The sequence below is a fragment of the Achromobacter sp. T5-5 genome, from assembly GCF_055397965.1.
The window spans coordinates 4,481,299-4,497,930 of the sequence record NZ_AP027919.1 but is presented as its reverse complement, the minus strand read 5'-3'; the positions used below and the strand labels follow the sequence as shown (position 1 = coordinate 4,497,930).

At 64.2% G+C, this 16,632-nt stretch carries 19 protein-coding genes and 1 tRNA gene; 12 read left to right on the top strand and 8 right to left on the bottom strand.

From position 1 onward, the window contains the following. Nucleotides 1-59: 59 nt before the first annotated feature. The gene (gene purB, locus ACZ50Q_RS20400) at nt 60-1,436 is read left to right on the top strand and encodes an adenylosuccinate lyase (RefSeq protein ID WP_464079409.1); all 1,377 of its coding nucleotides are present in this window, start codon (nt 60-62) and stop codon (nt 1,434-1,436) included. A 58-nt stretch (nt 1,437-1,494) separates the two neighbouring features. Continuing rightward, complete coding sequence (locus tag ACZ50Q_RS20395) at nt 1,495-1,953, top strand: c-type cytochrome (RefSeq protein ID WP_092581658.1); 459 nt, start codon at nt 1,495-1,497, stop codon at nt 1,951-1,953. A gap of 172 nt (nt 1,954-2,125) precedes the next feature. On the opposite strand, the gene ACZ50Q_RS20390 is transcribed toward ACZ50Q_RS20395, so the two are convergent. The 3 genes from ACZ50Q_RS20390 to ACZ50Q_RS20380 all read right to left on the bottom strand — a co-directional run bounded on the left by ACZ50Q_RS20390 (nt 2,126) and on the right by ACZ50Q_RS20380 (nt 4,338). Further along, complete coding sequence (locus ACZ50Q_RS20390; protein ID WP_092581657.1) at nt 2,126-2,818, bottom strand: cytochrome b/b6 domain-containing protein; 693 nt, start codon at nt 2,816-2,818, stop codon at nt 2,126-2,128. Between the two features lie 88 nt (nt 2,819-2,906). Next, nucleotides 2,907-3,188 (bottom strand): hypothetical protein, encoded by a 282-nt coding sequence (locus ACZ50Q_RS20385; RefSeq protein WP_076519779.1) that lies wholly within the window; start codon nt 3,186-3,188, stop codon nt 2,907-2,909. Nucleotides 3,189-3,978: 790 nt separating this feature from the next. Further along, on the bottom strand, nt 3,979-4,338 hold the full coding sequence (locus ACZ50Q_RS20380) for a hypothetical protein (RefSeq protein WP_076519780.1): 360 nt from the start codon (nt 4,336-4,338) through the stop codon (nt 3,979-3,981). Nucleotides 4,339-4,577: 239 nt separating this feature from the next. Between ACZ50Q_RS20380 and ACZ50Q_RS20375 the strand changes: the two genes are divergently transcribed. The 4 genes from ACZ50Q_RS20375 (at nt 4,578) to ACZ50Q_RS20360 (ending at nt 8,515) form a co-directional block, all read left to right on the top strand. Beyond that, nucleotides 4,578-5,291 carry a DUF3053 family protein gene (locus ACZ50Q_RS20375; protein WP_092581713.1) on the top strand — a complete coding sequence of 238 codons (714 nt, stop codon included), beginning with the start codon at nt 4,578-4,580 and terminating at the stop codon, nt 5,289-5,291. A 91-nt stretch (nt 5,292-5,382) separates the two neighbouring features. Continuing rightward, complete coding sequence (locus tag ACZ50Q_RS20370) at nt 5,383-6,537, top strand: AI-2E family transporter (protein WP_464079408.1); 1,155 nt, start codon at nt 5,383-5,385, stop codon at nt 6,535-6,537. 108 nt (nt 6,538-6,645) lie between these two features. After that, a complete protein-coding gene (locus ACZ50Q_RS20365) occupies nt 6,646-6,867 on the top strand; it encodes a hypothetical protein (RefSeq protein ID WP_092581656.1) in 222 nt (73 codons plus the stop codon). Between the two features lie 130 nt (nt 6,868-6,997). Beyond that, complete coding sequence (locus ACZ50Q_RS20360; RefSeq protein WP_464079407.1) at nt 6,998-8,515, top strand: sensor domain-containing diguanylate cyclase; 1,518 nt, start codon at nt 6,998-7,000, stop codon at nt 8,513-8,515. Nucleotides 8,516-8,538: 23 nt separating this feature from the next. Here the strand turns inward: ACZ50Q_RS20360 and ACZ50Q_RS20355 are convergent, their stop codons facing one another. Continuing rightward, entirely contained in the window at nt 8,539-8,781 is a 243-nt protein-coding gene (locus ACZ50Q_RS20355) for a 6-phosphofructokinase (RefSeq protein ID WP_076519783.1), read from the bottom strand. A gap of 108 nt (nt 8,782-8,889) precedes the next feature. Here ACZ50Q_RS20355 and yddG point away from each other — a divergent pair, with 108 nt between their 5' ends. Continuing rightward, nucleotides 8,890-9,798, top strand: a complete 909-nt coding sequence (yddG, locus tag ACZ50Q_RS20350; protein ID WP_464082020.1) for an aromatic amino acid DMT transporter YddG — start codon at nt 8,890-8,892, stop codon at nt 9,796-9,798. A gap of 26 nt (nt 9,799-9,824) precedes the next feature. On the opposite strand, the gene ACZ50Q_RS20345 is transcribed toward yddG, so the two are convergent. Beyond that, a complete protein-coding gene (locus ACZ50Q_RS20345; RefSeq protein ID WP_076519785.1) occupies nt 9,825-10,016 on the bottom strand; it encodes a hypothetical protein in 192 nt (63 codons plus the stop codon). Between the two features lie 260 nt (nt 10,017-10,276). Here ACZ50Q_RS20345 and ACZ50Q_RS20340 point away from each other — a divergent pair, with 260 nt between their 5' ends. The 5 genes from ACZ50Q_RS20340 (at nt 10,277) to ACZ50Q_RS20320 (ending at nt 13,567) form a co-directional block, all read left to right on the top strand. Further along, nucleotides 10,277-10,528 carry a hypothetical protein gene (locus tag ACZ50Q_RS20340; RefSeq protein ID WP_464079406.1) on the top strand — a complete coding sequence of 84 codons (252 nt, stop codon included), beginning with the start codon at nt 10,277-10,279 and terminating at the stop codon, nt 10,526-10,528. A gap of 131 nt (nt 10,529-10,659) precedes the next feature. Next, a complete protein-coding gene (locus tag ACZ50Q_RS20335) occupies nt 10,660-10,851 on the top strand; it encodes a hypothetical protein (protein WP_076519786.1) in 192 nt (63 codons plus the stop codon). Nucleotides 10,852-11,040: 189 nt separating this feature from the next. Then, nucleotides 11,041-11,952: a hypothetical protein gene (locus tag ACZ50Q_RS20330; protein ID WP_464079405.1), complete on the top strand. Its 912-nt coding sequence runs from the start codon at nt 11,041-11,043 to the stop codon at nt 11,950-11,952. A gap of 492 nt (nt 11,953-12,444) precedes the next feature. Beyond that, complete coding sequence (locus tag ACZ50Q_RS20325; protein ID WP_464079404.1) at nt 12,445-13,269, top strand: RNase A-like domain-containing protein; 825 nt, start codon at nt 12,445-12,447, stop codon at nt 13,267-13,269. Nucleotides 13,270-13,273: 4 nt separating this feature from the next. After that, nucleotides 13,274-13,567, top strand: coding sequence for a contact-dependent growth inhibition system immunity protein (locus tag ACZ50Q_RS20320; protein ID WP_464079403.1), 294 nt, complete (start codon nt 13,274-13,276; stop codon nt 13,565-13,567). 333 nt (nt 13,568-13,900) lie between these two features. Here ACZ50Q_RS20320 and ACZ50Q_RS20315 read toward each other — a convergent pair. The 3 genes from ACZ50Q_RS20315 to egtD all read right to left on the bottom strand — a co-directional run bounded on the left by ACZ50Q_RS20315 (nt 13,901) and on the right by egtD (nt 16,467). Continuing rightward, nucleotides 13,901-13,977 (bottom strand) — tRNA-Met (locus tag ACZ50Q_RS20315). Nucleotides 13,978-14,137: 160 nt separating this feature from the next. Further along, nucleotides 14,138-15,454 carry an ergothioneine biosynthesis protein EgtB gene (egtB, locus tag ACZ50Q_RS20310; protein ID WP_464079402.1) on the bottom strand — a complete coding sequence of 439 codons (1,317 nt, stop codon included), beginning with the start codon at nt 15,452-15,454 and terminating at the stop codon, nt 14,138-14,140. 35 nt (nt 15,455-15,489) lie between these two features. Then, nucleotides 15,490-16,467, bottom strand: coding sequence for an L-histidine N(alpha)-methyltransferase (gene egtD, locus ACZ50Q_RS20305; protein ID WP_092581651.1), 978 nt, complete (start codon nt 16,465-16,467; stop codon nt 15,490-15,492). Nucleotides 16,468-16,632: the final 165 nt, after the last annotated feature.

The window sequence follows — 16,632 nt, the reverse complement described above, 5'->3', positions numbered from 1 at the left end:
CTGGCTCGGATGATAAAATCGTCGGGTTTTCCCATCCGTAGCTTTTTCTCTCCCAGACCATGCAAATCGCCGATCAGCTGAGCCAACTCAATGCCCTTTCGCCACTGGATGGCCGCTACGCTTCACGGGGCGACGCGCTGCGCGGTCTGCTGTCCGAGGCCGGCTTCATGGCGCACCGCGTGGAAGTCGAGGTCGCCTGGCTCGTCGCCCTGTCCGACGCCGGCCTGCCCGAGCTGCCCGCCTTCTCCGAAGGCGCCCGCGCCCGCCTGGCCCAACTGGTCGCCAATTTCTCCGAAGCGGACGCCGGCCGCATCAAGGACATCGAGCGCGTCACCAATCATGACGTGAAGGCCGTCGAATACTGGCTGAAGGAAAAGGTCGCCGATGACGCCGAACTGGCCCGCGCGGCCGAGTTCATCCACTTCGCCTGCACTTCTGAGGACATCAACAACACGTCGCACGCGCTGATGCTGTCGCGCGCCCGCGACCAGGTCGTGGTGCCGCGCCTGCGCGAAGTGGCCGCCAAGCTGAATGAACTGGCCGTGGCCAACGCCGATCAGCCGCTGCTGTCGCGCACGCACGGCCAGCCGGCCAGCCCCACCACGCTGGGCAAGGAATTCGCCAACGTGGCCGCGCGCCTGAACCGCGCCATCGCCGCCGTCGAGGCCGTCGAGCCGCTCGCCAAGCTCAATGGCGCGACGGGCAACTACAACGCCCACCTGTCCGCCTATCCCGAGATCGGCTGGCCCGAATTCAGCAAACGCGTGCTGGCCGGCCTGGGCCTCACCCAGAACCGCCACACCATCCAGATCGAACCGCACGACTGGATGTCGGCCCTGTTCGACGCAATCACCCGCGCCAACATCATCATCCTGGATCTGGACCGCGACATCTGGGGCTATGTGGCGCTGGGCTACTTCAAGCAGCGCCTGAAGGAAGGCGAGGTCGGCTCGTCGACCATGCCCCACAAGGTCAACCCGATCGACTTCGAAAACTCCGAAGGCAACCTGGGCCTGGCCAACGCCGTGCTGCGCCACCTGGCCGACAAGCTGCCCATCTCCCGTTGGCAGCGCGACCTGACCGATTCCACCGTCCTGCGCAACCTGGGCGTGGGCCTGGGCTACTGCCTGGTGGCGTGGGATGCCTGCATGCGCGGCCTGGGCAAGCTGGAAGTCAACGCGGCCGCCATCGACGCCGACATCGACGCCTGCTGGGAAGTGCTGGCCGAGCCGGTGCAGACCGTCATGCGCCGCTATGGCCTGCCGCAGCCGTACGAACAGCTCAAGGCCTTGACGCGCGGCAAGGGCATCACCGAAGAGGCTCTGCGAGAATTCATCCAGGGCCTGGCGCTGCCTGAAGAGCCGAAGGCCCGCCTGCTGGCGATGACCCCGCGCTCCTACATCGGCCTGGCAGCCGAGCTGGCCCGGGCGGTATAGTCGCCATGCCGCGCGCGCCATGCGCGCGGCGTTCACGTTGTACCTACGGGAGAAAGCAATGAAGAAGTTGTCCACGCTTGCTGCGCTGGCCTGTATGACGGTGGGTCCGCTGCTCGCGACGTCCGCCTCCGCGCAGTTTGCCAAGCCCGAAGATGCGGTCAAGTACCGCCAGTCGGCGCTCTCGCTCATCGCCTCGCATTTCGGCCGCATGGCGCCGGTGGTCAAGGGCCAGGCGCCCTACGACGCCGCGCAGATCAAGGCGAACGTCGAGGTGCTGAAGACGCTCTCGGCATTGCCCTGGACGGCTTTCGGTCCGGGCACGGAAGGCGGCGACGCCCGTCCGGAGATCTGGAGCGATGCCGCGGGCTTCAAGCAGAAGCAGCAGGCGTTCCAGGACAACATCGTGAAGCTGTCGGCCGCGGCCGATGCCGGCGATCTGGACAAGCTGCGCGCCGCGTTCGGCGACGTGGGCGCAAGCTGCAAGGCCTGCCACGACGCGTATCGCAAAAAGAAGTAAGCAAGGCTGAGGCTGCGCGCCTCGCGTCTTCCAAAGAACAAGCCCCGCACTGAAAGACCTCGAAGTCGGATTCAAGTCCGGCGTTCGGGGCGGTTCAGGCGGGGCTGTTTCTTGCGCGCTCGCGACGGCGCGTATGTGAGAAAGGTCTGCGAGAAAGGTCTACGAGAAAGGTCTACGAGAAAGACATGTCCGATACGATCTCCAGAGACCGTATCCACAGCACCAGGCCGGTGACGCAGGCGCCCAGCACCAGGGCGCGCAGCCAGACGGCCAGCCCGTCTTGCGTGGGCGGCGTGCCCGGAGGAATGTCCTTGGCGTCGACGTTGCCGGTGATGATGGCGCGCACCAGCCGTTTGCGTCGCACGACGGCATACCAGGCCACGGCCAGCACATGCAGCGCGACAAGGCCGATGATGACCCACTCGTTGAGTTTGTGCCACGAGGTCATGGCGCTGGCGGTGGCTTCCGACACGTATCCGAACAGCGGGCCCTGCGTCATGATGTCGTCGGTGGTGAAAAGGCCGCTGACCGCCTGGAAGCCCACGACCAGCAACAGCGCCATCACGGACAGGGCTCCCAGTGGATTGTGGCCGGCTGGCGCCGCCGCGCCCTTGAGGTAGCGGGCGATCGACGATGGGCCTCGCACGAAGTGCGCGAACCGGACGTAGCGCGGGCCGACAAAGCCCCACAGCAGGCGAAAGAGGATCAGGCCCAGCGCCGTACAGCCAAAGCGCACGTGCCAGTCCATGTACAGGCCGCCCAGCTTCACGCTGACGAACGCGCCGACGATACAGACGACGAGGGCCCAATGAAAGAGTCGAGTGGGAAGGTCCCAGATGCGGACCGCGAGACGATTGTTCTGCATGTCGATATCGCCAGGGCTGGAATTGCCGCGACTTTAGCACGCACAAAAGCAAACCGCCGCGTATGAAACGCGGCGGTCTTGACCCAGCTCAGCGAGCGTTGCGGCGCACCGGTTCGATGCGATGAACGTGTTCGTGGCGGAAGCGGATGCGCTGGCCGGGCGCCTTTTGCGCGGCCGCACCGCACGGCACCACTTCGGTCGTGTAGGTGGTCGTGCCGTTGATCGGCGCATTGAAAATGACGGTTGCGCGGATCTCGGGGCCGTTGGCCGGCTTCAGGTAGACGATGTCGCCGATATGGATGGGCATGTCGTCGAGCTGGGTGTGGGCCGGGCGCTGGATCAGGTCGGTGGTGGTGAAACGAGTATTCATGTTGTGTTCTCTTTAGGTTCTAGTTATTGGAAAAGCTGCGTATTGCCAAGTGGGGCGCAAGGCGGCGTTGAGGCCGGGCATTTGCACCTGTGCCGTGCCCGCCGGGTTGTATTGGACAGGCATTACATGACACTAACGCATTGTTGCCGCCATCTCTTTGCGCATTCTCATGTTTCTGCGCGTCGTTTCGATGGCGTGATGCGGCGGTGATGCCATCTTCCAGTCCTGGATGGCATCGGTTCGGGTCCGCGTGGCTTGGATGTACAAGACTTCCGCTTGCGCGATTGCCTGCGCGGTTGCTTGCGCGTTTGTCTGCGCCCGTGCGGCCCGAGATCATGCAGAGCGGCTAGGCTCTTGCATTCGCGGTCATTGCCCGCGATATGTGTTGCTGCTTCCGATAGGGCAGCTTTGGGATGATTGCGGTGGCTTCAGGCCGATCCGGAACTGACGGGTCGGCTAAGGCGGTGCTGCGACCTGGCCCTGCGTTTGCGTTTTTCGCTTGTTTTTCGCTATATACGTCGCAATGACGCAGGGGCTTACAGGCGTTGGCTGGAACGGCGGGAGTGATCCCGCTTCGGTTCCGGTGTGCTCCCAGATGGGTAGGGTCTGGGAAGACGTTGGTGACTGTACGGTGTTGCCCGTACAGCGGTATTCTTACGTTGGTCTTTGCAGCCGGTTGTTTTAAGCCGCAAGATTTAAGCCGCAAGAGCCAACTGACGATAATATCCGGAGTTGCCCGATTTTGCAAGCGGTTTCTGTGCAAAGGGCATAAGCGGGGCGTGCCGTACTCTCAGTGCGCTGCGGGACGGGCCTGACGCTGGGCCTCGATGATGAGCCCTTCAAGGCGCGGCGACATGCGCAGCGCCACCTGGGCAGCCGTCGAGCCGTCGGGTTGCGGGGCGGTTTCCAGGGCGAGTTCGATGCGCTCGTTGTCGAACGCTTCCGGCGCGGCCTCGATTTCCACATAGCGGTCGAGCAGGGCGTCGACGGCCTTCTGGGCGTCCGCCAGGGCTTCGTCCGACAGCTTGCCATTGCCCAGGTACTGATTGACCACGCGCGCCAGGTCGTTCATGAAAAGGAGCAGGGCATTCGCGCCGCGGCAGTCCGGATGCGTGAAACCCCAGGCCTGGGAGGAAGCGTTCTGATTCATGTCGTCAGCCAAAATGCGATGTTGCGGGCGGCCGCCGGCCGCCGGATCCGTGATTTTAGAGGAAGCCGGCGTCGATCCGTCGCGCGGGCGCGAGGGCCCGCTCCCCTGTGTCAACTCGCTTCGATGGCAACAAAATCCGCCCCTCGGGATGCGGGGACGGCCCATGCCGGATAATCTGCCGGAAATGCCCGCCGCGGCGGGCGCCGGAATCTGCAAAATCGGAGTGCGAAAGGATGCGCATGGTCTTGGTTCGCGCGTGCGTGACAGGCATGGCGGTGGTCTCGTTGCTGTTGATGACGGCCTGCGTAAATAAAGAGCCGCAGGAGCGCGCCGCGTTCATACAGTTGCTGCAGGCCCGGATGAACAACGTGACGCTGGTGCCGATCGGCATGCTGAGCAAATCCGAAAAGGAAGCCATCGGCGATTACGACGACGCCTACGAGGTGATCACGGACTTCCAGGACGCGATGGCCAAGGCGGCCTCGCCGCTGCGCGAGGTGCTGGCGGTCGAGACGATCCGCTCCGTGGGCGAGATCGTGGAGCGCAGGGCCAGCTTCGAGGCCGCCCGCAAGACCTTGGCCGACGCCGCCGCGCAGGTCCAGGAGGCGCGCGGCAAGGCTGACCGGGCGCGCACGGACCTGGCCCTGCCCGCCGACCTGGCGCCGGTGTACGACGGGGTCTACGACGAAGCCGTGAGTGCGCCGGCTGCCGAGTTGATGGATGCGGCGGCCAAAATGGATTCGGTCGCGCGCGACGCGCTGGGCATCGCCGACCTCGTGGCGGCCAACGCCGCGGACATCCTGCTCGTGGACGGGCAGGCGCGCGTCGCCAAGCCCACGCTGCAGCAGGAATTGAACTTGCGCCTGCAGGGATTGAACGCGCAGTCCGATGCGCTGGAGGCGGCGCGCGCGACCCTCCTGCAGGCGGCCGGCGCAGGCCCGGCGGCGCCATAGCCATGCGACAGACCCCTCGCGACCCGAGCGCCGCCCGGCCGCGCTTTGTACAATGCGGCTCTTGCGGCGATTGCCGTGCCTTGGACGGACTATGAGCCAATCTTCCGGCGTGCACTACAAAACCTTTCTGCTTCTGCTGGTGGCGGTCACCATCGCGTTCGGATGGTTGTTGTGGCCTTTCTATGGTGCCGTTTTCTGGGGCTCCATTCTCGCCATTCTCTTCGCTCCCTTGCAGCGCCGCCTGGTGATGCGCGTCGGGGGACGGCGCAATCTGGCTGCGCTCATCACCTTGCTGCTGGTGCTGCTGCTGGTGATTCTTCCGCTGGTCGTGATCAGCGGATCGCTGGTGACCGAAGGCGCCAATCTCTATCAAAGCATCAAGTCCGGCCAGATCAACTTCGGGGCCTACTTCCAGCAGGCCATGGAGGCGTTGCCGCCGTCGGTGCATGCCTTGCTGTCACGCTTCGACCTGGCCGACATTCCGAGCCTGCAGGAAAAGCTGAGCGCCGGCGCGATGCAGGCCAGCCAGTTTCTGGCGACCCAGGCATTGAGCATCGGACAGGACACGTTCCAGTTCGTGGTCAGCTTCGGCATCATGATGTACCTGCTGTTCTTCCTGTTGCGCGACGGGCCGCAGTTGTCCGCGCGGCTGCGTCGCGCCGTGCCCCTGAGCGACGGCCACAAGCAGCACCTGTTCCGCAAGTTCACGACCGTGGTGCGCGCCACCGTCAAGGGCAACGTCGCGGTGGCGGCGGCGCAGGGCGCGCTGGGCGGCATCATCTTTTCCATTCTCTCGATCCAGGGCGCGCTGCTGTGGGGCGTGATCATGGCCTTCCTGTCGCTGCTGCCGGCGATCGGCGCGGGCCTGATCTGGGCGCCGGTGGCGATCTATTTCCTGCTGACGGGCGCCGTGGTCAAGGGCGCCGTGCTGATCGCCTTTGGCGTGCTGGTCATCGGGATGGTCGACAATGTCCTGCGGCCCATCCTGGTGGGCAAGGACACCAAGATGCCTGACTACGTCGTGCTGATCTCCACGCTGGGCGGCATGGCCCTGTTCGGCCTGAACGGCTTTGTGATCGGTCCGCTGATCGCTGCGCTGTTCATGGCGAGCTGGGATCTGTTTTCGTCCGCGACAAGCGACGCGGCGGTTGTCCCCGAGGCAAGCGCATCCGTGACGGATGGCGCTGCGGCCGGCGGCCCTGTGGCAGGCACGCCGGCGGCTGCCCGACGGGCCCGTCCCGAATAGCCTCGCCGGGCTCCCCGGGAGCGCCTGGCCGGGTGTATGGTGTAGCAGCGCCGGCGGCTTTGCCGCCGGCCGTTCGTGTCAACCTCGCCAACCAGGAGCGCATGGAATATGGAATGGAAACTGCATCGGTCGGGCTGGATCGAAGAGCGCAATTTCGACATCGAATTCGCGGAAACACCCGAGGGCTACCACGTCCGTGCGCGGGTCTTCGGCTTTCCTGTGCTTGAAGACACCAAGCACGTGTTTCCCAACGAGGCGCTGGCTGAAAAAGGGGCGTTGACGCTCCTCAAGAGCCAGTTCGCGGGGACGCCGGACCTTGAAGACAGCTAGCGCGGAAAAAACGGGGAAATCAGCAGGCACGGCGGCAGGTTCGGGACGCGCAGCCCCGGCGGCGCGCCGCGCCCCGGCTGACGGCGACGAACCCGGTGGCGCGCGCCCGCGCCAGCCGCGCCGCTATTCCATGAAGACGGGCCTGCTGGTGCTTGTCTTTGCCTGCATCACCCCGGCGCTGATCGTGGCGACCGTTGCCGTCTACGAAAGCTACGTCGTACAGAAGGACCGGATCTACCGCGACACGATCTTCCTGGCGCGCAATCTCACGGCCATCCTCGACCGCGAGCTCACCGGCGTCGAGGCTGGCCTGCAGATGCTCGCCTCGTCTCCCGACCTGGTGGGCGGGGACCTGGAGGGATTTCATCGGCGCGCGCGCGACGCCGTGCGATTCCAGATCGCCGACAGCTACGTCCTGACCGACAAGGAAGGACGCCAGATCCTCAACACGCGGGTGCCCTATGGCGCGGCCTTGCCGGCGGGCAGTGCCCCCAAGGAACTGCTGCGCGTCTTCCAGTCGCGTGCCCCGGTGCTCACCGGCCTGTTTGTCGGCGGCCTCACCAAAAGGCCCACCATTGCGCTGGGCGTGCCCGTGCTGCGCGACGAAGAAGTGGTCTATAGCCTGAATGTAGCGCTGTCGCCCGAGAGCATCGCCGACGTGCTGGGCCGGCGTGCGCTGCCCGAGGGCTGGGTGGCGGCGGTGCTGGACGAGTCCGGCACCATCGTCGCGCGGACCCGGGACACGTCCCGGTTCGTGGGCCAAAAGGCGGTGCCCGCGCTGGCACGCGCCATGCAGCAGGATAGCGAGGGTTCGCTCGAAACCATCACCAAGGAGGACTCACCGGTCTACACGGCGTTCAGCCGGTCGTCGCTGTCGGGCTGGACGGTCGTGGCCGGCGCGCCCACGCAATTGTTGACCACGGGCCTGTACCGCTCCATTGCGTGGATCGCGCTGGGCACGCTGTGTGTGTTCGGCCTGGGATTGTGGTTGGCGCTGCGGCTGGCAAGCCGGCTGACGTCGGCTGTGCACGGGCTGGTCGCGCCCGCCGTGGCGCTGGGCGAGGGCCGCACGGTGGAACTGCCGGCCACACGCGTGAAGGAAGCCCAGGAAGTCGGGGCGGCCATGTTGCAGGCGTCGCGCATGCTGGCGCGCGCGCAGCACCTGGCGCACTACGATCCCCTGACCGGCCTGTGCAACCGGGTGTTGTTCGGCGAACTGGTGATGCGGGAACTGGCGGTGGCGCAGCGCAGCGGCGACGCGTTCTCGATCCTGGCAATCGATCTGGACGGCTTCAAGGCGGTGAACGACATGCACGGCCACGCCGCGGGCGATACGGTGCTCAAGGAGGCGGCAGACCGCATGGCGAGCGCCATCCGGGTGTCCGACGTGGCGGCAAGATTGGGGGGCGACGAGTTCGCGGTGCTGCTGCTGGGCGCCAGCGGAGAGCATGCGCGGCATGTGGCCGAGGCCCTTGTCGAGAGCCTGTCGCTGCCGTATCCGGGCGTCCGCGTCGCCGTATCGGCAAGCATAGGCATCGCCGAGTATCCGCGATCGGGCACGACCATGATGCAGCTCCTGGAGCGCGCGGACGTGTTGCTGTATCGGGCCAAGGGCCTGGGCAAGCGGCGGGTGGCCCTGGACCCCTGAGGCCGGGCCTCGCCGCGCGCCCGTCAGATGTCGTGGCGCGGCGGCGGCAGGGCGGTCAGGACTTCACCCGACCTCAGGCGGTAGCGCCTGTCGTCCAGCGCAATCACATGGTCTCCCTCGGAAGTCCTGAGGATGTAGCGCGAACCGGCGCGCGGCGCGGCGCCGGCCTCGGGCTCGTCCGCCTGCAAAAACACTTCGATGCGGTAGAGACGGCCCGAATCCGTGCTTGCCAGTACGTCGCTCATCCTGCGTATTGAAATGGCCATGCAGCTTATTCTCCATTCGGTTTTCGCTAAACTTGCCGCCTTGGCGCCGCGCCGGCCTGCGGGCGGGCAGGTGCGGCGGGCAGGTGTGGCAAGCAATTGGAAACGGTAATGCAATGGACTCCTGGCCGTAACGCGGCCACTACCCTGGGTTTGCTGGCGGTGCTGCTGTGGGGCACTGTCGTCGGCCTGATTCGCGGCGTCAGTGAAAATTTTGGACCGATAGGCGGCGCCGCGCTGATTTATACGGTGGGTGCGGCGTTGCTGGTGTTGTTGCTCGGCTTTCCCAAGCTGCGCGCATTTCCCCGGTCTTATCTCGTGGTGGGCAGCGTGCTGTTCGTCGCCTATGAGATATGCCTCTCGCTGTCGCTGGGTTTCGCGGTCGATCGTGGGCAAGCCATCGAACTGGGCATCGTCAATTACCTCTGGCCGTGTTTGACGGTGATATTTGCCATGCTCATCAACGGCCAGCGGGCAAGCGTGTGGGTGGCGCCGGGCATCTTGTTGTCGGTCTGCGGCATCGTGTGGGTCGTGGGTGGATCCGGCGGCCTGTCGTTCGAACGCACCGCCGCCAATGTGTCGAGCAATCCTTTGAGTTATGGCCTGGCCTTCAGCGGCGCCATCATCTGGGCCGTGTACTGCAACGTGACGAAGCGTTTTGCTGATGGCAAAAATGGCGTCGCGCTGTTTTTCATGCTGACCGCCGCGGTCCTGTGGATCAAGTACCTGCTCAGCGCGGAACCCTCGCTGGTGTTCACGGCGCCCGCCACCCTCGAACTATGCGTGGCCGGGGGCGCGATGGCCGCCGGCTATGCGTTCTGGAACGTGGGGATACTGCGAGGCAACCTCACCCTGCTGGCCACGGCGTCATACTTCACCCCGGTTTTCTCCACCTTCTTCGCCGCCGTGTGGCTGTCGACGCCGCTCACCCTGTCGTTCTGGCAGGGCGTGGCTATGGTCACCGCCGGCTCGCTGGTGTGCTGGGCGGCGACGCGCGGCAGGCCGGCCCGCAACGGTTAGTCCGGGCCTGGCCTTCAGAAGGGGGATTACTCGATGAGCATCGTCAGGGCGACCGCGAATCCCAACGGGACCAGCAGCAACGATGCAAAGGTGGAACTGACGATCGCCGCCGATATCTTCAGCCAGGGCTCGGGCCCTGCGCTGCGTATCGTTTGAATCACCAACGCGACGATACCCATAACCATCAAACAGCTCATGAAAACTGCCAAGTAAGTCATGTTGTCTCCGTCCTCGCCTGATTAAAGGGATGCGGCGCCGCTGAGCGGTCTCTCTGTTTGTGTCGATTGTGCGCCTGTATTTGCGGACTGCACCCTAGGGTTTTCCTGCTGCGGCAAGCGCTTTGTGGCGTATTTGCCTCGGGGTCTGCAGCATGAAAAACATGTGCGGGCGCAGCATTTTCGGCGAGGCGGGAGCGGCTCGCGACGGCGGGGCGGATTGCGCTACGATGGCGTCATCGAAATACCGAAAAGGCCGCAAGATGACGCAAGAATTGCGTCCCGGCACGCGCGCCACCCTGCAGGTCCGCCAGCTTTCTCCCGGCGAATTCGCCTGGATCATCACGCTGCTCGATCCTGAATCGGGAAATGTGCGCAGCACCAATTACTCCGACAAGCGCTACGCCAGCCTGGACGAGGCCTCGGCCGCGGGCAAGTCTGCCGTCATGGCATTCCTGGGCGGCGAGGCGCCGCAGCCGTCCGCTGCGCAAGGCGGGGGACGGCGCAAGGACTGACGCGCCGCGCGTTTGTGACCAGGGCAGATGCCCAAGGCCGCTCAACGTTGCACGACACGGGCAGGGCGCCGGGAACGCGGTTTGCTGAAGCTCAGGCAAGGCGCATGAGCGCCGCTTGAGGAGATGCAACCATGTCCCAATTCCCGCACCGCGAACCCGGCCAGCCGGGCGATCTTCAACCCGACGATCCGGCTCTGCCCGGCAATCCGCCCGAGGACGATCCGCTTCCGGATCCGGGCCGTCCCACGGACAACCCCGACGTCATTGATCCCACGCCGCCCGCGCCGGATCCTCGCGCCCCGGGCACCATCGACCTGGCCTGATTGCGGCCTGCGTCGCGCGATCCCGATTCCATCATCGAAACAAGGAGGTTTCCATGCGCTCCATCTTGCTGTGGCTGCTAGGCGTGCCCATCCCCATCATCATCCTGCTGGCATTGTTCTGGCACTAACCGCTGACTCGTTATCCGCCGCGTTCATGCGGTTGCATAAGACTATGAACAAGGATCGATCATGGAAAATTCGTCTTCATTGAGCCAACCCTACGCCGACGGCCTGCCTGTCCGCGAATCGGCCATTTCGGCTGTTTCGTGGGCGGCGGTCTTCGCCGGCGCGGTGATCGCCGCCGCGCTTTCGCTCGCGCTCTTCGCCGGGGGCACGGGTCTGGGCTTCCTGTCGGTGTCGCCGTGGGGCGATGAGGGCATGTCGGCCCCGGCCATCGGCATTGGCATCATCGTCTGGATGCTGTTCACCCAGATCGTTTCCTACGGCATCGGCGGCTACGTCGCCGGACGCCTGCGGACCAAATGGGTCGACGTGCACTCGGACGAAGTCTACTTCCGCGACACCGCGCACGGCTTTCTGGTGTGGGCCCTGAGCGCGATCGTCAGCGCAGCGCTGCTGGGCTCTGCCCTGGCATCCATGGCGTCAGGTGTGGCCAAGGCTGGCGCCTCGGTGGCGGCCACGGCAGGCACGGCTGCCACGGCCGCTGCGGCGGCCGGGGCGAGCGGGGGCGGCATGGAACGCGCCACCGACTATCTGACCGACAGCCTGCTGCGCTCGGATCGTCCGGAGGCAACGGCGGATCCCGAGGCGGCGCGCGCCGAAGTCGGCCGTATCGTGGCGATGAGCGTCACGCGCGGCGACATGACGCCCGAGGACCGCGACTACGTCGTGAAGGTGGTTGCGGCGCAGGCGGGCGTGGAACCCGCGGTGGCGCAACGCCGCGTCGATCAGGCCATCCAGAACGCCAAGAAGGCGGCCGAGGACGCCAAGCAGAAAGCCAAGGAAGCGGCCGACACCGCCCGCAAGGCTGCCGCGGCGTTCGCGTTGTGGGGCTTTGCGTCGATGCTGATCGGCGCGTTCGTGGCCAGTCTGGCGGCAACCTGGGGCGGTCGTCGCCGGGATGCGGTGTATCGGGTTTGATATCCGGCTCTGATATCCGGGGTTGATGTCCGGCGTTGATATCCCGGAGTTGATATCCAGGAGTTGAAATGCAAAAGGCCCCTGCAGCCACCCTCCAGTTTTGAACTGCCCAATTTACTGGGGAAGGTCACCATGAAAACCCCCCGAAGGTTGGATTTCGTCCAACTTTCGGGGGGGGCAGTTCAACCGGGCCTTGAAATTCATGGTGGCGCATCCCTGATTCGAACAGGGGACCTGCGGATCATGATTCAGTTCTATTGAACCGCATTAGGACATCATTGCCTTGGCAATCAAAGACTTAGGGCGTCCTGTCTTCGCTATGGTTACGCTTTGTTCCGCTATGGTGTTGACGCTATGTTGACAGCCTGATTGCCATTGAAGATCTCCGCTTCTCCATGCGGAGCCGGGATTGACGCTGTCTCAGACAGCACTGATCGACTCCGGGTGGGCGTTTCGTGACATTTGTCACTCTGTCAAAGATGGGGTGTACAAATGGACGAACAATCGAGCATTAGCGTCGTGCTCACGCCGGTGCAACTCGCGGCAATTCTGGAAGGCGATTCGATCAGCAGTGAATCGACACTCTCAAATCGGCTTTGGGGTGGTCTGACGCTTGTTGCGGGCGTAGCGGAAATGGTCGGCGGTGCAGCCCTGTGCGCAGTGCCGGAACCGACCGGTGCGACAAAGGTTGGTTGTGTGGTTCTGGGCGGCCACGGAATTGATACCGCGTCAACCGGTCTGCAAAAGGTTTGGACTGGACGCGAGATCCGAACGCTTACGGATCGCGGTTTTGCCGAACTCGCTGGCAGACTCGGTGCCACACCTGGTTCGGGTCGGGCGCTTGGCCTGGCTGCCGAGGTTGGAGTGCCGGTGGGGTTCGCGGGTGCTATCAAAGCCGCCCGCGTATCGAGCATCGTTGCCGGGCGGATCTCTCTATCCAGGCATGAAGCGGTGGTAACCGGTGGGATTGGAGGTCACACACTTGCCAAGCATGTCGGTAAAACAAAGGAGTTTCTTGAGGCCCGTCTGCGTGCGAACCCAAAACTGGCAGCAGCGTCGACCTTTCATTCGGTCGCGGATGCGGAGCATGCAATAAACACGCTTATGCGTCGGGAGACAGCGCGCGTGGAGACGTGGGCATCTCTGACATCTGGCAGCAAAAAGCTAACTTTGTACGGGAGAGTGGCCGGCGATATCGGATTTGTGCTTAACCGCGGCGCTAAAGAAGTGGTCAGAGGAACGGAGCTTGTGATCGTCCTGAAAAGACAAATCTACAATGGCATGCCGTACTTCATCTTAACCGCCTATTTGGACTGATTCTATGATCGTTTCTCGTGGTCAGTATCCCGAACTCGAGCAGTTCATGGGTGGCTGGTTTCATCAAGATTGGGGTGACAATGGCGAAACCATCGAAGAAGTTGTTCGAGATTACAAGGACGGGTCCAGCGCGGAGCAAGTTCGCAAGGTGTGTTTGGAAATGAACGCCTTTGTGGCCAACTACGGTGCCGATTCTGACGAGGCCTTCCGAAAGCTATGGAGATCTGTGGACCCAATGCTCTTGGGGCACACCGCCGCGTCCTTCTTCGAAGAGGTCAAGCGGATTCTCGCCTGCTGATAGCCCGTTGGGGGCTACGCTTCGGCTAAATTTGGCGGCCCACAAGAACCCTCCGATGCGGACTGTTGACGGTGTCAAGGTCCTATCGCGTGCTTGCACGCAATTTCTATCTCATAGCTAAATGAGGTCTTTGCTGCTCGTGTTGGTGCTCGGCATCACGCTGTGCGCGCGTTCGGATGCGCCGAGAGGGCGATGGGAAGTCGTTGAACGCGTCCGCGCCAAGTACATACAGCCATGCACCGCTGTTGACATTCGGTTGAAAGATGGCAGACCAAAAACAAAAACGCCACCTGTAAGGGTGGCGTTTTTGTCCTGATTTCTCAGAGAATTCTTTGGTGGCGCATCCCTGATTCGAACAGGGGACCTGCGGATTATGATTCCGTCGCTCTAACCGGCTGAGCTAATGCGCCATCCTTTTCTCGCTGGTCAGTTTGCGCTGCAAGTGCTGATCAACGAAGAACGAAATTCTAGCACGAAGTTTTTTGCGAGTGCAAGCGGCCGGGCTTGGATTTTTTTGGGCGCCTTGACTCGCACCTTTCTGCGTGCAGGCGCGGCTTCCCGAACGCTCCGTCAGGCGTCGCGCGCAAGACGGATGCCGGAAAACTGCCAGCGCGCCTCGGGAGGGAAAAAGTTGCGGTAGCTGGCGCGGATGTGGTCTCGCGGCGTGGCGCAGGAGCCCCCTCGGAGCACGAACTGGTTGCACATGAATTTGCCGTTGTATTCGCCCACGGCGCCGGCGCTGGGTTGGAAGCCCGGATACGCGTCGTAGGCGCTCGAGGTCCACTCCCAGGCATCGCCGAAGAGTTGCACCGGACCGCCCTGGCCATCGCGCGCGGGGGCGGGGCGCGGGGCCAGGTGGCCGTTTTCCAGCATGTTGGCGCGCGCGGAGAATGTGCCGTCCGGCAACTGGCGCGCGGCGTGTTCCCATTCGGCTTCGCGTGGCAGGCGCGCGCCCGCCCAGCGCGCGTACGCGTCGGCTTCGAAATAGCTGACGTGGGTGACGGGCGCCTGCAGGTCGGGGTCCTGCATGCCGCGCAGGGTGAAGATGCGCCATGCGTCGCGGTCGCCCTCCCAGTAGAGCGGGGCGCGCCAGCCCTGCGCGCAGACCATGTCCCATCCCAGCGATAGCCACAGTTCGGGCCGCTGGTATCCGCCATCCTGCATGAAGGCCAGGTACTCATGCTGTGTCACCAGGCGGTCGGACAGTTGAAAGGGCGTCAGCAGCACGTCGTGGGCCGGTCCTTCGTTGTCAAAGGCAAAGCCGTGGCCGTCGTGGCCGATGCGCGTGATGCCTCCTTCGTAGCGGGTCCAGCCCGCGGGCGTGGCCGGTGGCATCGCGGGCGGACCCGGCGCCACGTAGGCCGGCTTGAGCGGATTGGCCGACAGCATGTGCTTGAGGTCGGTCAGGATCAGTTCCTGGTGCTGTTGCTCGTGATTCAGGCCCAGTTCGAGCAGCGCATCGAAATCCGGATCATTGCCGCCCAGCCGCGAGATCAGCGCGTGCATCGCGTCGTCCACATGCTGGCGGTACTGCAGCACTTCGGACAGCGGCGGTCGCGACAGCAGGCCGCGTTGCGGCCGGGGATGCTTGGCGCCGACGGCGTTGTAGTAGGAGTTGAACAGCATCCGGTACTGCGGATGAAATGGCGGGCGGGCAGCATCGAAGCGCGCCAGCAGGAAGGTTTCAAAGAACCACGTGGTGTGCGCCAGATGCCATTTGACGGGGCTGCAGTCCGGCATGGATTGCACCTGGCAATCTTCCGGACTCAGCGGGGCCGCCAGGGCCGTGGTGGTGGCGCGCACAGCGTCGTACCGGTCGTGTTGTCCGGCCTGTCCGCTGGCGTAAGGCCCGAGGGCGGGGTGGGTCAGCAGGCATGCGGGGTCCATGTCGATCCTCAAGATGCGGGGTGGGCGGTCGCGCGTCAGGCGCGGGCGCTGAAAACGGAAAACCAGCCGCGGGTGTCGGACCAATGCGCGACATCGCGAAAGCCCGCGCGGTGGAGCAGGTCGCTGAATGCCTGCGGGGTGAACTTGTAGGAGTTTTCCGTGTGGATGCGCTCGCCGCGCTTGAATTCCCGGTGGCCGCCGGGCCAGGTGACGTGCAGCGCGCGCTGGGCTTCGAGATGCATTTCGACGCGCGAGCGTTCGCTGTTGAAGACGGCTACATGCCGCCAGTCCTCGACATTGAAATCGCTGTCGAGCACCGCGTTGACGTGGCGCAGCAGATTCAGGTTGAACGCCGCCGTCAGGTGCAGGGCGTCGTCGTAGGCCGGTTCCAGCACACTCCGGGGCTTGACGCGGTCCACGCCCACCAACAGTCCTCCGCCGGGACAGGCCTCGCGGATCCGGCACAGCATGGCATAGGCGTCATCCGGGCCCAGGTTGCCAATGCTCGACCCTGGGTAGAAGCACAGCCGCTGCTCGGCGGGAACGTCGGCGGGCAATGCGAGTTCGTGGGAGAAGTCCTGTCCCACCGCCGTGATCCGCAGGTCGGGATACGACAATTGCAGCCGGCGCACGGCCGTCTGCAGATAATCGGCCGAGATGTCGACCGGCACATAGTGACTGGGCCGCAGGCTGGGAAAAAGCCGCTCGGCCTTGACGCAGTCGCCCGCGCCCAGGTCGATCATCGCCTGCACCGGCCCGATGTGGCGCGCGATATCGGCCCCGTGACGCTGAAAGATTTCATCTTCGCAGCGGGTGGGGTAGTACTCGGGCAGTTGCGTGATGGCCGTGAAGAGCGATGAGCCGAGCGCGTCGTAAAGGAACTTGGGATCGATGTGCGCGGGTCGGTCCAGCAGCCCGTCATGCAGTTCGATCTGTTCGGCGCTGGGATGCTGCGGCTCGGACGCGAGGAATTCAGGGGCGGCGGCGGCAAAAAGTGCAGAAGGAGAAACCATGCGTTCAGTTCCTTTTGGGGCGGTTGAAGCGCATTGAGAAGACCTATTGTGGCGGTTGAGGGGGTTTGCGTGTCAAGCGCCAAGCCTCTGAATGCAATGGACTTTTACGAAATCGAAATCAGGTTTTGCGGAGAACGGCGAGGGATGCGGCGCGACCCCGCCCAG